10 protein-coding genes and 2 tRNA genes are annotated in these 16,011 nt (G+C 43.7%); 6 read left to right on the top strand and 6 right to left on the bottom strand.

Annotation, left to right across the window (positions count from 1 at the left end; genetic code table 11):
• The 3 genes from B3X18_RS10105 to B3X18_RS10115 form a co-directional block, all read left to right on the top strand.
• A partial coding sequence (locus B3X18_RS10105) for an amino acid permease (RefSeq protein WP_286935518.1) occupies nucleotides 1–1,219 on the top strand: 1,219 nt, incomplete at its 5' end.
• A gap of 201 nt (nucleotides 1,220–1,420) precedes the next feature.
• Nucleotides 1,421–1,496 (top strand) — tRNA-Glu (locus B3X18_RS10110).
• Between the two features lie 25 nt (nucleotides 1,497–1,521).
• Nucleotides 1,522–1,597 (top strand) — tRNA-Glu (locus B3X18_RS10115).
• Nucleotides 1,598–1,896: 299 nt separating this feature from the next.
• Here B3X18_RS10115 and B3X18_RS10120 read toward each other — a convergent pair.
• From B3X18_RS10120 to B3X18_RS10145, 6 genes are all read right to left on the bottom strand, one after another.
• Complete coding sequence (locus B3X18_RS10120) at nucleotides 1,897–3,141, bottom strand: NADH:flavin oxidoreductase/NADH oxidase family protein (protein WP_034686180.1); 1,245 nt, start codon at nucleotides 3,139–3,141, stop codon at nucleotides 1,897–1,899.
• 122 nt (nucleotides 3,142–3,263) lie between these two features.
• The gene (locus B3X18_RS10125; protein ID WP_005027186.1) at nucleotides 3,264–4,859 is read right to left on the bottom strand and encodes an ABC transporter ATP-binding protein; all 1,596 of its coding nucleotides are present in this window, start codon (nucleotides 4,857–4,859) and stop codon (nucleotides 3,264–3,266) included.
• Complete coding sequence (locus B3X18_RS10130) at nucleotides 4,834–5,847, bottom strand: ABC transporter permease (RefSeq protein WP_005027188.1); 1,014 nt, start codon at nucleotides 5,845–5,847, stop codon at nucleotides 4,834–4,836. The genes B3X18_RS10125 and B3X18_RS10130 overlap by 26 nt, the downstream gene beginning before the upstream one ends.
• Complete coding sequence (locus B3X18_RS10135; protein ID WP_005027190.1) at nucleotides 5,847–6,914, bottom strand: microcin C ABC transporter permease YejB; 1,068 nt, start codon at nucleotides 6,912–6,914, stop codon at nucleotides 5,847–5,849. The genes B3X18_RS10130 and B3X18_RS10135 overlap by 1 nt, the downstream gene beginning before the upstream one ends.
• Nucleotides 6,915–6,951: 37 nt before the next feature.
• Entirely contained in the window at nucleotides 6,952–8,796 is a 1,845-nt protein-coding gene (locus tag B3X18_RS10140) for an extracellular solute-binding protein (protein ID WP_005027192.1), read from the bottom strand.
• 25 nt (nucleotides 8,797–8,821) lie between these two features.
• Nucleotides 8,822–11,875 carry a lytic transglycosylase gene (locus B3X18_RS10145; RefSeq protein WP_005027193.1) on the bottom strand — a complete coding sequence of 1,018 codons (3,054 nt, stop codon included), beginning with the start codon at nucleotides 11,873–11,875 and terminating at the stop codon, nucleotides 8,822–8,824.
• Nucleotides 11,876–12,096: 221 nt separating this feature from the next.
• On the opposite strand from B3X18_RS10145, the gene dnaQ reads away from it, so the two are divergent.
• The 3 genes from dnaQ (at nucleotide 12,097) to nudC (ending at nucleotide 16,001) form a co-directional block, all read left to right on the top strand.
• Nucleotides 12,097–13,464, top strand: a complete 1,368-nt coding sequence (gene dnaQ, locus B3X18_RS10150; protein ID WP_005027195.1) for a DNA polymerase III subunit epsilon — start codon at nucleotides 12,097–12,099, stop codon at nucleotides 13,462–13,464.
• A 134-nt stretch (nucleotides 13,465–13,598) separates the two neighbouring features.
• Complete coding sequence (locus B3X18_RS10155) at nucleotides 13,599–15,242, top strand: hypothetical protein (protein WP_034670534.1); 1,644 nt, start codon at nucleotides 13,599–13,601, stop codon at nucleotides 15,240–15,242.
• On the top strand, nucleotides 15,243–16,001 hold the full coding sequence (nudC, locus tag B3X18_RS10160) for an NAD(+) diphosphatase (protein ID WP_034670539.1): 759 nt from the start codon (nucleotides 15,243–15,245) through the stop codon (nucleotides 15,999–16,001). It begins immediately after the preceding gene.
• Nucleotides 16,002–16,011 lie beyond the last annotated feature (10 nt).

Genomic DNA, 16,011 nt, shown 5'->3' on the forward strand with positions numbered 1-16,011 from the left:
TGCCTATATGGTGATGCTTTGCCTTGGCGAACTCGCTGTACATATGCCTGTTTCAGGCTCTTTTGGTGCCTATGCCAATAAGTTTATTGGTCCGGGAACAGGATATACCATTACCTGGTTATATTGGCTAACCTGGTCAGTAACCCTTGGTACCGAATTTACTGCTGCTGCACTTCTTATGCAGGAATGGTTTCCAGATAGCTCCATGTGGATGTGGACACTGGTTTTTGGTTCCTTCGTATTTACCTTAAATATGATTTCCACACGCTGGTTTGCCGAATCTGAATTTTGGCTTGCACTGGTGAAAGTAATCACTGTTGTCGCGTTTATTCTGTTTGGTTTACTGGCAATTTTCGGTGTAATTGGCTACCAAGGTTATGAGTCTGCACCACTCTTTAGTAATCTGACCGCGCAAGGCTGGTTCCCTGAAGGCCTGTTTCCTATTTTCACTACCATGTTGATTGTGAACTTCGCTTTTTCTGGGACCGAATTGATTGGGGTAGCAGCAGGTGAAACCCAAGACCCCGCCAAAAATGTACCCAAAGCCATCAATGCAGCGATTTTCCGTTTATTGATTTTCTTTGTAGGAACAATCTTGGTGGTAACTGCACTTCTACCTCATCAGGAAGCAGGTTTAGCAGCCGAGGGTGTAAGCAGTAGCCCATTCGTTACGGTATTTCAGCACATTGGTATCCCTTATGCTGAAGATATTATCCGTTTTGTTATTATCACAGCATTGCTGTCAGCGGCCAACTCCGGTTTATTTGCTGCCTCACGTATGATGTGGTCATTGTCTTATAACAAGCAATTACCAGCAGTATTTTCAAAAGTAAATACACGCGGCATTCCTTATATTGCAGTAATCGTTACTATGATCGGCGGTATGCCGGGTCTGTTGTCTGAGCAGTTTGCCCCAGAAACTATTTTTACTAATCTGCTCGGAATCGCAGCCTTTACCATGGTAGTAGTCTGGATGAGTATCTGTCTCAGCATGTTTAACTTCCGCCGAGACTGGTATAAGCAGGGAAAAACTGCTAAAGATCTTGCGTTTGCTGCGCCGCTGTTTCCTATTGTTCCGATTCTAGGTTTTGTTTTCTGTCTGATTACCTGTATCAGTATGGTTTTTGATCCATCCATGCGAATCAGTTTCTTCGGATGCCTGTTGTTTATTGCAGCATGCTATACAAGTTATTATGTGTTTTACCATCCTAAGTCTTGATGCCGACCTAAAGCACTAAAGAGCGGCAAATACCGCTCTTTTTTATACAAAAGCATGAATCAGAATATCTTGCAGCAATTTCAAACAAATTATGGCATTTTGCTTTGTTTTTATACGAACGGTATATTTTTAAGGGAAAGATGCCAGAAAAGTGTTTGACACATCCGGGGATTCACCCTAATATACGCCCACCTCTGAAACGTCCCTATCGTCTAGAGGCCTAGGACATCGCCCTTTCACGGCGGTAACCGGGGTTCGAATCCCCGTAGGGACGCCAATTTCAGAACTATGCCTCACTTAAAGTCCCTATCGTCTAGAGGCCTAGGACATCGCCCTTTCACGGCGGTAACCGGGGTTCGAATCCCCGTAGGGACGCCATATTCAAGATGGCAGCATCTTATAAAAAAGCCCAAGCATTATGACTTGGGCTTTTTTTATTCTTATTTTTAAATCTTGTTTTATTCTGATGCAGTGATGAGAGCTGCAATCAGAGCAAGTTTTTAACAGACAGAAGAAGTTCGATATTTTTACTTATTTCCTGCATCTATACTGAATCAATCAACCTGTTTATTTCATTACATACTGAGAATATAAAACAGGCCTGCCCTCAGGTTTGGAAGACCCTAAAGACAGGACTATTTACCACTAGATGCAATACATTCATCTATATATACAAACTAGGCCGATTTACGGGAATTAATCTGCCCTTTGACCACAGCAGTCAGATTTCCTTTAAGATATTTAAAAAATACTTTTAAGGGAGAAAGTTTTGGATTAGGTTTTTTACCCTCAGCAATTGCTTTAAACTGTGCCGCATACCAGATAATTTCCATAATTGCCATTTTATCAATCATCGGAATGCCAGTTTTAATTTTCTCTACACCATAACGAACGTCTTTCCCGGCAATCAAATGGTTAGACAAGTCAGTTTCTACCGCAAATGGCCGTGCAATACCAATAAAATCACATGCTCCACTCTCCAGGGCATCATTCATACCTTTTACGGTTCTAAAACCGCCTGTTACCATGAGATGACATTTGACTTCCTGACGGATCTTTTCAGAAAAATCAAGGAAATAGGCTTCACGAGCAATTGTACTGGCTTTACGTTTACCTTCCTTGACACCAGCCATAGCTGGTGCTTCATAACTTCCTCCTGAAATTTCAATCAGGTCAATACCAGCCGCATCAATTGCTTTGAATACATAGATAACATCTTCTTCGGTAATACCACCACGCTGAAAGTCTGCCGAGTTTAGTTTTACAGAAATAATAAAGTTCTCTGAAGTCCCTGCTCTTACGGCCTTGTAGATTTCCAGCAGGAAACGCATACGGTTTTCAATTGAACCGCCCCATTGGTCCTGACGTTTGTTGGTCAGTGGCGACAGGAATTGACTAATCAGATAACCATGCGCACCGTGTAGCTGTATACCCTCAAAGCCTGCTTTTTCACAGATTTTGGCAGCATGGGCAAAACGCTGGATAATATCTAGAATTTCTTCTTCACGCAGTTCACGCGGTGTACCAAAAGTAGTTGCCAGAACCGGACTAAATGGCACAGCTGAAGGTGCAACTGTTTCTTTGTTCAGGCCCTTAGGACACTGACGTCCCGGATGAGACAGCTGGACCAGTTGAACCATACCATATTCTTTGCCAATTTCTGCCCAGTGCTTGAGCTGTTCCAGATCACGTTCAGTCTCGATTGCTACTACACCTGGCTCATTTTTAGCGCCGATATCAACCATTACATTACCGGTAATGGCACAGCCCAGACCACCTTTAGCCCATGCCTCATATAAGCCATAATGCAGATGATTAGGTTGCCCTGCTGCGTTAGCCAGTGCTTCACTCATTGCGCCCTTAATAATTCTGTTTTTAAAGGTTGTATTACGAATTGTGATCGGTTCAGCAATCAAGCTCATGATATTTTTTCCAATTTACTGAATTAGAGTCCTTACTCTAGTTTAAACGCCTGTCTAGTCAAGGTTTACTCTATTACAATGCATGCCGCAGGAGTCACAGAAAAAGTTCCTGATGACGGTTTTTAATATTGACTTGCAGCTATCAATTGCCGGGTATACTCGGACTGAGGATTTGAAAATAGCTGTTCAGTATCCTGAAATTCGACCAGTTGCGCATGCCGTAGCACCATCACCTGCTGACATAAGGCACGGACTACCTGTAAATCATGACTGATAAACAGATAGCTTAACTGATATTCCTGTTGCAGATTTCGTAATAACTGTACAATTGCCCGCTGGGTGGTACGGTCCAATGCAGAAGTAGGCTCATCTAAAATAATAAGCTTGGGCTTAAGAATCAAAGCCCGTGCCAGTGCTACACGTTGCCGCTGTCCGCCAGAAAGTTCATGTGGATAGCGCTGTTTAAAATGTACAGGCAACTCTACCGTCTGTAGAATCTGGTCAATCTGCTCAGTTACAGCTAACGGCATATGATGTTTTAAATTCAGCCCTTCACCAATAATTTGCTCGACCGTCATACGAGGATTCAGGCTACTGAACGGATCCTGAAATACAATTTGGAAATCAGTGCGTAATAACCTTATTTTTTTCTCGGAAAGCAGGTTAAGGTCCTGCTCCATTAAAAAGATTTGGCCTTTACTCTCTATCAACCGGGCAATCGCTAAAGCCAGAGAAGTTTTACCAGAGCCACTTTCCCCAACAATTCCAATGGAGTCACCTTGTCTTAAGACCAGATTTAAAGGCTCAACTGCCACAAAATAATCTTTTACACGGTTAAGCAACCCTTGGCGAATAGGAAAACATACACTGACCTGTTCCAGTCTCAACAGTTCGGAGCCTGCGGAGGATGGCAATGCCTGACCAAAATTATGTGCCAATAAATGCCGGGTATATTCAGCCTTAGGCTGTTTAAAAATTTGTTCGGCACTCCCCTGTTCTTCAACTCTGCCTTGATTCATCACAACCACCTGCTGGGCACAGCGCTTAACTATATTAAGATCGTGACTAATTAGAATCATGGCCATATTTCGGCGATGTTGCAGGCTCTGTAGCAGTTTAAGAATTTGCGCCTGTAAAGTTACATCCAGAGCGGTAGTAGGTTCATCAGCGATAAGGATATCGGGATCTAAGGCTAACGCCATCGCAATCATTACCCGTTGTCGCTGGCCGCCGGAAAGCTCATGTGGATAACGGCGCAGTTTGTCTTCCGGATGAGTTATTCCGACATCATGGAGTAATTCTACTACTCTCTGCCGAACCTGATCTTTAGACCAGCCTTGTAAATACAGACTTTCTCCAATAATTTTTTCTACCCGATGCAGCGGGTTAAGTGCAGTCATGGGTTCTTGAAAAATCATGGCAATTTTATGGCCACGAATCTGGCGTTTTGCTGTTTCAGACAGATTTAAAAGATTCTGACTATCTAAAATAGCATTCCCCTGAACTTTAAGATTAGCAGGTAACAGTCCAAGCAAAGCCAAGCTGCTGATGGATTTTCCTGAACCACTCTCTCCGACAATAGCTAAGGTCTGTCCGGCATATAGATGGAAATTTAAATTTTCTACCAGAACTTCGCCCTGCTCATTTTGAATATGCAGCTGTTCAACCTGTAGCTTTAGCGCAGCTGACTGGTCACTGGCGTCTTGGGTCAAATGCATCGCGGGTTGCCTCCCCAATATAGATCAATAATGAAAGAACCAGTGCTAGACTAAAAAAACCAGATAAAGCCAGCCAGGGCGCATTAAGATTATTTTTCCCTTGCAGCAGAATTTCCCCTAATGATGCAGCATCAGGTGGTAAACCATAGCCCAAGAAATCCAGTGCAGTCAGGGAAGTAATATTGGCGGTAAGCATAAAAGGGAGCTGGGACAGACTGGAACTCATGGCATTGGGAAGAATATGCCGGAAGATAATGGCATGATCTTTTACTCCCAGCGCACGTGCAGCGCGCACATAATCGAAATTTCTTGCACGCAAAAACTCTGCCCGAACCAGACCAACCAGGGCTGGCCAGCCAAACAGTAACATAATCAGAAATAGCCAATAAACATTTGGAGTAAACATACTGACCAGAATCATGACCATAAACAGCATGGGCAGGCCACCCCATACCTCAAGTACACGCTGCCCGAGCAGATCAATCCACCCACCGTAATAGCCTTGTACTGCACCTATCACGATACCAATTAAGGCAGCAAAAAATGTCAGGGCAAAGCCGAACAGTAAAGAAATACGCAAACCATATAAAACACGTGCCAGTACATCTCTTCCCTGATCATCAGTACCTAACCAGTTTTGTGCTGTTGGTGGCGATGGCACAGGAACAGCCAGTTCAAGATTTGGCGTCTGATAAGAAAATTCAATTAAGGGCCAGATTGCCCAGCCTTTGGCGTTGATAAGCTGCTGTACCACCGGATCTTTATAGTCAGCTTCCGTTTCAAAAACTCCGCCAAAAGCTGTTTCCGGATATTCCTTCAGTACAGGCACATAATAAGAATTTTCATATTTCACCAGTAGCGGTTTATCATTGGCGATAAACTCTGCCGCAAGAGAACAAATAAAAATCAGAATAAAAATAATCAGGCAGCCCATACCAAGACGGTTATGGGTAAAACGTTGAAGGCGTGCCCGCATTAATGGAGACATTATTTTGCCCCCCGTGAATCAAAATTGATGCGTGGATCGATAATCTGATATAGCACATCACTGATGAGACGCAAAATCAAACCCAGCAGGGTAAATAAAAACAATGTGCCAAAAATAACTGGATAATCACGCTGTACTATGGCTTCAAAACCCATCAATCCCAGTCCATCCAGATTAAAAATTATCTCGATAAACAGGTTGCCTACAAAGAAAATCCCTATCAGAGCTTCAGGTAAACCGGCAATCACTATCAGCATTGCATTACGAAATACATGGCCGTATAGAACCCGGTTTTCACTTAATCCCTTGGCACGTGCAGCTAACACATACTGCTTGCTCAACTCTTCCATAAAAGAGTACTTTGTCAAGTAGGTTAGTCCAGCAAACCCGCCCAGAATCATGGTGAATAAAGGCAAGGCCATGTGCCAGAAATAATCTTTGATTTTTCCAAGCAGGCTGAGCTCCTGAAAATTTTCCGAGACTAGCCCCTGCAGCGGAAACCACTGAAAATAACTGCCGCCAGCGAAAAATACAATCAGTAAAACACCAAATACAAAGGTCGGTACAGCATAACCAACCGCCAGAAGTAATGAAGTAGACTTATCAAATAGCGTGCCGTGCTGTCTGGCCTTTTTAATCCCCAATGGAATAGACACCAGATAAATCAGTAAAGTACTCCATAACCCCAGAGAAACTGTAACCGGCATTTTCTCCCAGAGCAGCTGGGTAACGGGCTTATCTTTAAAAAAACTGATGCCGAAGTCCAGAGTGAGATATCCCTTGAGCATAATCCAGAAACGTTCAGGTGCCGATTTGTCAAAACCGTATTGTGCTTTGATTTTTTCCACCATTTCATCACTAAGGCCCCGTGCACCCTGATATTCAGATGAATGGCCAGCTGTTTCAGCATGGCTAGTGTTTCCCACTCCCTGGAAATTCTGGGCTTGCTGGATAGCCTGCTCTACCGGCCCTCCTGGTGCTAGCTGGATCATCATAAAGTTAATCAGCAGAATCAAGAATAGAGTTGGAATAATTAACAGAAGTCTTTTTAATATATATGTGCCCATAAAGACGCCATTCCCTGTGACTTCAATTGTTATAAGGTTATTGCCTGCGCAAATAACTGCTCACCTGCTGAGCCTGCTTGCTATCAATCCACCAGTAGTCTAAACCTACAGAAAGTTTTGGTTTCTGTTTTGGCTGATGATACATATTCCAGTATGCCAACCAATTTTCCCCCTTGCCATAAGTTGGAATCTGATAGTAGCCCGCACGCAGCAGACGGTCTAATACGCGGGTACGAATAACCAGCTGTTGACGGTCTGGTGCCCGGATGACACTATTAATTACTTGATCAATAACCGGGTTCTTGATACCGGCATAATTATAATTTCCTGCCTGATCAGCTGCAGCACTTCCCCATAACTGTGCCTGTTCATTACCAGGCGTCAGTGACTGCGGCATTACGCTGGTCGTCATGTCAAAATCATAACGGCGCATCCTTTCAAGATACTGAGGTACATCTACCTGACGTAGCGTCACTACAATACCGAGTTTTTTCAGATTACGTACAAAAGGCATTAAGGTACGCTGTAAACCGTCCTGATGAATGAGGAATTCGATTTCAACCGGCTGTCCTTTGGAATCATATAGTTTGCCATCATGAATTCGATAATCGGCCTTAATTAAAATCTGACGTGCAATCAACAGATTGTTACGATTAAATCCGCTGGCATCTGAAACCGGATACTTCCAGTTCTTGAGTACACCTTGACGCATTACAGTATGCAATTTGGGTAATAGCGGCTGAAGGATCTGCATTTCCTTAGGGCCGGGTGGTCCTTTTGCTTCAAGTTCACTATTGGCAAAATAACTTTGCAACCGCTGATACTGACCATAAAACAGGGCCTTATTCAGCCATTCATAGTCATACGCATAAGTTAAAGCGCGGCGGAACTGAATATCATTAAAGGGGCTACGACGTGTGTTAAACACAAAACTCTGGGTTGCCACCGGATTCTGATGCCGAAAGCGATAGGTCTTGACCATCCCAGCTTTTACTGCCGGAAAATTATACTCTGTCACCCATTTACGCGCTGTCATCTCTTCATGCAAAGTATATTGCCCTGACTTAAAACCTTCAAAAGCAATATCCAGATTTCGGTAATAAACATATTTTAACCGGTCAAAATTATAACGTCCCTTATTTACAGGTAAATTCTGCCCCCAGTAATGCGGATTTCGTTTATAGGTAACGCTACGCCCTGCATCAATCCGGTCAATCAGATAGGGGCCTGAACCAACAATAGGTTGCATAGTAATTCGAGTAAAATCCCGGTTTTTCCAGTCCTGCCTGGAATAGATGGGTAATGTTCCCAAAATTAGTGGCATCTCTGCATTATTATCTGACCTGAAAGTAAATTTGACCTGATACCTAGATAGAACTTCAGTTTTTTCCAGATCCGCCAGATACATCTGCAACCCCGGATTGGATTTGGTCTGATAAGCGTCAAAGCTGAACTTCACATCTTCAGCTGTGACAGGGAGACCATTACTAAAACGTGCTTTAGGATTCAGATAGAAAATAACAAATTTAGTATGTTCTGGATCATAGCTGGCTTTTTCTGCCAATAGCGGATAAAGCACTCCCGGCTCATCCAGAGAACTGCTCATCAGGGAATCAAACAGAAAATTAATCCCATCTACCGAGCTGCCTTTACCATTCATGCTATTTAAGTTATCAAAAGTACCATTACTGGCTGTACTTAATAATCCACCTTTAGGAGCTGCCGGATTAGCATATGGCATGGCATTCAGGCCGCTATACTTGGGCTGGGTGTGAAGCGCGATATAAGGCGTGGTTTGCAATGCAGCAAACCCGCCTTGAGCACATACACTTAATCCAGCCGCAAACCCCAGCTGCTTAGCTTTTGCAAAACTCCAGTGCATACCAGATCCTGTTCAGGTTTTTTTATTATAGATTTGGTACTTTAATCACTTCACCGATACGAAGCTGCGTACTTGGCTGAATATTATTCATTTCTGCCAGTTCGCTCGTATTCATACCATATTTGTTGGCCAGACCAATTAATGTATCCCCACGTTTTACCGTATATGAAGTTACTGTTTTTGGAATCAGCAAGTTCTGACCACGTAAAAGACCAGCACGTGACTCCAGATTATTTAACTCTGCCAGCTCTTTAACCGAAATACCGACACGGCTGGCAATGGTATTCAGAGACTCTCCATTTTTTACGGTATAACGCTCAGTATCACGATGACTGCCAGAAGAATTATTTTTACTGTTCTTTGCAGTTACTGTTTCTTTCTCTACAGGTGCAGGTGATACTGGCAGTTCTCCATCAAGCTTGATTTTCTGGCCGACACGCAAGCCTGAATTACGGTTAATTCCATTTAGGCCTGCCAGAAAATTAACCTGTAAATGATATTTTCCGGCAACTGATGTAAGAGTATCGCCCGGCTGAACAATATATTCATCCGGCATGCTTGCCCCAGCCGGAACTTTTAAAGTCTGGCCAATACGGACTCCACTACCGGTATTGATATTATTAAGCTGTGCCAGGTCGCTTACAGACACTTTAGATTGTGCTGCAATACTGGTGAGAGTATCGCCACGCTGTACCTTATAACTTTCAGTCTTATAATTCGTACTGACTTTGATATTGTCATTCAAAGTTGTTTTCTTATCTTCTTTAGTTTCGACTTTAGCAGAAACACTGGTCTCCTCTACAGGAACATTGATTCTCTGACCTACCAGCAGGCTGCTGGTTGAAGTCAGGCCAGGTGTTAAATCTGCCAATTCTTGATTAGATAATGCATAACGTTCAGCAATCATTTTCAGATATTCGCCACGTTTAACAGTGTAACTCTTGGTCTTGATCCGCTGTTCTGCGGTTACTCTGGTGTCAGCCACCTTAACAGGTTTTGCCACAGCTGCATTCGGATTATCTTTCAACTGAAGTTTCTGTCCTACAAACAGACCACTAGTTACAGAGAGATTATTCCAGTCGGCCAGTTGTTTCAATGAGAGACCAAACTGGTCAGCAACGCTGGTCAGACTATCATTGGCTTTGACCAGGTAAGTTTCCGGTTTGCTGGCTTTTACAGTTTTTTCTTCAACTTTTTGTGGAATGGCATCGTACAGGTATAAAGAAGTTCCTACATATAAGGTAGCACTTGGGTCAATCTGGTTCCATTTCGCCACATCACGCCAGCTTACCCCATTTTTCATGGCAATTACTGCAAGGGTATCACCTGGCTGAACCGTATAGGTACTGCGCTTGCCCTTTGGTGGTATAACTACAATTTCGCTGTCAGTCTTAATATAGTCTTTGCCCTTGTTGCGCTCTAACTCTTCCGAATTTGCCAGGGTATTTTCCGCCACGGCTTTTGGATAAGAGAATCCACGCTTAACCTCTTTACCCTGCTGTTCGGCTACTGAGAGACTAGTCTGGATAGCTGTCAGTTTAATCTTGCCATCATATGGATCTACAATTTCTGTACCTTGCGGAGCCAAGGCTTTTAGCTCAGCAACTACTTCATCTTTTTCAGCCTGGCTGGCTTGAGGCTGGAGTACCTCTTCAACTGACTTTTTCTCACCTTCAGCCTTAACCAGAGCCAGAATCTGGTCACGTTCAGTTTGTGAAATTGGTGGCTCTACACGTACCGGTGTAATATTTGCCGCTGGTGTCACTGCAACAGGTATACGCGGAGCACTTGGTATGTCTGCTTTTGCTGCAAATGAAGCCAGAGCATCCGAACCTTTAGGTGTTGAGACTTTAGCTGTAGTTGTTTTACTGCTATTACTTGCCAACACAGGTGCAGAGCTTAATGAAGATGAAGGAACTGTTGCAGAAGCAGCTGGAGTTACCCTGGTCTGGACTCTTACCGATGATGCGGGCTTAGAAGCTACTGGCGGCTGGTTGCTTGCCCATAGCCCTCCTGAACCTGAATTCAGGCTGCGCAGCTTTGTATCAATTGCCGGACTAAGATCAGCTGGAATCAGAATACGCATCGGGCTGGCCGGATCTACATATTCACCGCGATGGCCGGGATTCAAGGCATAAAGTTCGGCACGGCTTAGGCCAGTAATAGAAGAAACCTGATTTAACCCGACTCCGCCATTTAAATTAACTTCGCGGAAGTGTGGACGGTTAGCAATTGGCGGTAAAGATACCCCATATGCTGACGGGTTTTTAATAATCTGTGCTACTGCCAAGAAACGTGGAACATAATTCATGGTTTCCTGTGGCAGTTTAAGCGACCAGTAATCAGTAGGTAAGCCTGCAGCACGGTTACGGTTAATGGCCTGCTGGATGCGACCCGGCCCGGCATTATAGGCAGCCAGTGCCAATTCCCAGGAACCGAACTGATTATACAGGCTGCCTAAGAACTCATAGGCTGCACGAGTCGATTCAACCACATCTCGACGGCCATCATATAGTGAAGTCTGCTTCAGACCATAAATTTTACCGGTGCTTGGAATAAACTGCCATAAACCTGCTGCTGCTGCACTACTGGTCGCTGCCGGGTCATAGGAGCTTTCAATGACTGGTAATAGGGCCAATTCAGTTGGCAGACCACGACGCTCGGCTTCTTTTACGGTATGGTACAAATAGCGGCTGGCACGTGCACTTAGACGGTCAAGATAAGGCTGACGTGAAATAAACCAGCTACGCTGTGCCTCAATACGTGAGTCCCAGTGATTTAAATCCATCTTGAAGCCTACAGTCATCCGCTTCCACACATCACCGTGCTTGAGAATCAGCAGACGATCGCCTTCGACAGCGCGCATATCAGTCGCAGAAAGCAGATCTTCAAGTGAATCCAGACTGCTGGCATCTAAAAGACCGGACCCAACCTGGTTTGATTTTATTGTTTTTGAATTCGCGGGAGTTGATGAACAGCCTGTCGTCATCCCGAGTGCTGCAATAGCAGAGCCAAGTAGAGTAATTTTAAACAAGATTGACGCAGAAGGCTGCCACACTGCTGTGGTTGGTTTATACATAAAAAATTCCAAACAACTCGCACAAAGTTTATTTTTTAAATAAGCCATTGTAGTGATGACTGCCAATGACACAAGGCAATAATTTAGCGCGATTCCACCTGAAATGTTACAAGAAATTAAAATTTCCCTTTAACAGCAGGTCGTCTTCCAGTTTTTGTGTATACAATAGAAGTCTCAGGTATGTATTTTCCCCTTGTATTTTTTTGACAGGTTTCTGATTTATGTCTCAAACAATCACACTCTATGTAGATGGTGCTTGCCGCGGTAATCCCGGCTTAGGTGGATGGGGTGCATATATCATTACCGAGCAGGAAGAACATAAAATCTGTGGCGGTGAACCCCTTACTACCAATAACCGTATGGAATTGACTGCTGCAATTGAAGGCATTTCATTCTGCCCAAAAGATGCCAAGCTTGTCATTTGGACAGACTCTAACTATGTCAAAAAGGGTATTACCGAATGGATTCAAGGCTGGAAAAAGAAAAACTGGAAAGACGTCAAAAATCCTGACTTATGGCAAAAACTGGATGCAACCTGCCAAGGACGCGAAATCGAATGGAATTGGATTAAGGGACATGCTGGCCATGCAGGCAATGAAATGGCAGACCAGCTGGCAAATTTAGGTGCAGATCAAATCATGCAAGGCATCAGTACCCCGGTTCAGGCACAGCTCAATAGTGAGCATACATCAGAAAAAAAGTCTGAAAGCGACTGGTTACTGGATGATCCGTTAGGCTTCGATTTACTTGAATCAGAACCGGAGCATATAGAAGAGTCGACTCTGTTATTGCCAGATCAGGTTGAATTAATGGATGATGAATTAGCTACTGAAATAGAGACGGCTGAGTCAAGCCATCCATATGTAGTCACTACTGAAGCGACCTTGGAGCTACATGGTCCGCGCCAGCTGATTCTTGATACGGAGACTACTGGTTTTTATTTCCAGGATGGAGACCGGATTATTGAAGTCGGTGCCATTGAAATGGTAAATCGTAAACTTACCGGCAGCTCAATCCATATTTATATCAATCCGGAAAAACCGGTGGGTGACTCAGTAGACATTCACGGTATTACTGATGAATTCTTGCAGGATAAGCCACGTTATGCGGAAATTGCAGAGGTTCTTTTTAATTATTTAAAAGGTGCCGAGATTATTGCCCATAATGCCAGCTTCGATATGAACTTCCTTGATATGGAGTTCAAACGCGCAGGATTCCCTGCATTATCTGAAGTGTGTGAAGTAACTGATACCCTGGCACTAGCTAAAAGCAAGCATCCCGGACAGAAGAACTCGCTGGATGCTCTGGTTCGCCGTTATGAAATTCCAGCACGAGACCGTACTTTTCACGGTGCTTTGCTCGATGCCGAGATCTTGTCCGATGTATATCTGGCCATGACAGGTGGACAAGTATCCTTTGATATGGATGCCCTGTCTCAAAGCGAAATAAGTCAGTCACAGGCTTCACGACAAGTAATCAATGTTGATTTGCCCGTAATTATGCCTTCACCCGAAGAGCTTGCGGCTCATGAAGAGTGGGTTCAACACTATCAGGAAAAGAATGGCGAACCCTGTTTATTTGCCCGATAAAAAAAACCACATAAAGTGTTATTTTTTGTATATAAACCTTTTCTAGTTAAGTTATATTAATCTCTAGAAGTAAGGCGGTTATTTATACCAGTCCTTACATGAACAGATATAACACTAGGAAAGGTGCAGATCACATGTCTTACCAAACCTCGATTCATTTTGATCCAACTGCATTACTGATAATAAAAAATGAAATCGACAACTCTATAAAACTGGTTGAATCCGCTGTAAGCACCTTGGCAGAGGATCAGAGTTTACCTTTTGGTATTGAGGATACCCTAGCGCAGTTTCAGCAATGCGCACATGTACTTGCACTGATTGATATACCACATCTGGCCCAGATTGCAGCTTACTCTGCAGAACTGATGCGCAAGATTATGAGCGATCCACAACATATTGATCATGACCAGGTGGTGGCGCTCAGTGAGGGTACAACCATGCTCAAACGCTATGTTGAGTTTATTTGCCTGCGTGAAGTCAAAGTTCCCCAATTTCTACTGGATACATTGAATCAACTTGAAAAAGCACTGGATAAGCCTCTAACCCGTGAAGGTCAGCCACTGGTTCCACTGCTCGACTTTATGTCACCTGAGTTTAAACTGCCTGCTGCGCCACATCTGGAACAATCCAGCTATGTACACCAGCTTTATAAAATGTGTTTGAACAGAATATTAAAACAGCAGGAAACCGAGCTCGATTTACAAGGCATTAAACTGGTAGGAGCATATCTGGCATTTCTAGCCAATAACCAGCCTAGTCAACAGTACTGGAATCTGGTGTATATGGCCTTTAACCAGATAGAAAAACTGATTTTAAATGAACCGCGCCTGCGCACCTTAATCCGTATTGAAACCAGTATTGATAAGTTTTTAACACAACCAGACAGCTTTAGCCCATCAATTGAAGATCTGGCTGACATAGTGGTACTGTGTATTAGTCAAGAAGATACACTGTCGCAACATGTCCGTGAACAGCTCAATATTGGTGATGAAATCTTGACTGATACTCAGCTTCAGGTACTGAGCCGTCATCTGTTCGGACCGGACTATGAAACCATTCATGCAATTACTGATCTGATCACCACCCAGATGGCCCAGATTCGTCATGATATTGAATACAATTATCAGAATATGTCGCCAGAAAAAAGTCAGGATATTCAGCAGAACCTGCTGATGCTGGCCAATATTTTCAAACTGCTGAACCTGAATGAAGCTTATATAGAGTTAACGCAGCAGGCTCGGGCTTTAAGTCAGCCGAACGTTCTGACAGATGAAAACTATGCCCAACAGCTCATGAACAGTATTTTATCGGCAATGAACTCTATTGGAATACTGGAACGCCACCACACCTCCAGCCGCCTGCAAATTCGTGTAAATAACATGAGTATCTCTCTGGACAGGCTTGATGAAGCTCATGAAATGCTTTTAACCGAGACCAAATCACTCATCGATTTGGCCAGCCAGAGCCTTACCCTTTATCTGCAAGACCCGAACACCTTAAACATTGAAGGGGTATGTAACCAGTTTAAGGAAATTTCTGGTGCCGTTTTATTCTTGGGAATGGAAAAATGTCAACAGGCTTTACTTGAAGGGGCGCGGTTTCTGGAACATTCAAACAAACATGCGCTGGTTATTGAAGCCCAGCATATTGAAGATCTGCTCAATATTCTGGCGAGCGCCGATATGCTGATTGAAAATTTAAAAAACAAACAGCCTGTTTTAGGCTCGATGTTTAATGTAGCATTAGCAAGTAGTCAAAAACTTGTTGCCGCTGCCTAAATGTCTGAACTATCACTTGCTTACATCTTTCATGAACAACAGTTGTTAGTTGATGAAAACTTCCAGCTTCCTGAGGTCGAGAAGCTGGAAGATGATCTTGATTTTATTCCGGGCGATCAGATCATTGCCCGTGATCTTCTTGATATAGATGCTATCCCTGAAGGCCTGCATCTGGTTCCGATCCGACAATTGATCAGTTTGTGGAGCCGTAGCCAGTTTGAACAGGCTAGCCGTGCTGTGCAGCTATTAGAATGGCGTCGTAATCATAAATTTTGTAGCCACTGTGGACATGAAACAGAGGTCCATCCTCTCGAATACGCCATGATCTGCTCTACTTGCCGTTATCGGCAATATCCACGTGTACAACCTTGCGTGATTACAATTATTACTCGCGGCGAAGATGAAATTCTGCTGGCGCAGTCTGTACGCAATAAAGGCAAAATGTACGGATTGATTGCTGGTTTTGTCGAGGTGGGTGAAACGTTAGAAGATGCAGTACGTCGTGAAACATTAGAAGAGGTAGGACTGCACCTGAAAAACATCCGGTATCTAGCCAGCCAGCCTTGGCCATTTCCCAGCAATCTGATGCTGGCTTTTCATGCTGAATATGAGTCGGGTGACATCAAGCTTCAGGAAGAAGAAATCAGTGATGCCCGTTTTTTCAGATTTGATAAGTTACCAGAAATTCCGTTCAAAGGCAGTATTGCCCATTCCATGATTATGCACGTACTTCATGGAACGCCAATTATTGAATATTAAGAAAGGCCAG

Origin of the sequence: Acinetobacter sp. UBA6571 (assembly GCF_002434085.1) — a bacterium.
GTDB classification, from domain to species: Bacteria; Pseudomonadota; Gammaproteobacteria; order Pseudomonadales; family Moraxellaceae; genus Acinetobacter; species Acinetobacter radioresistens.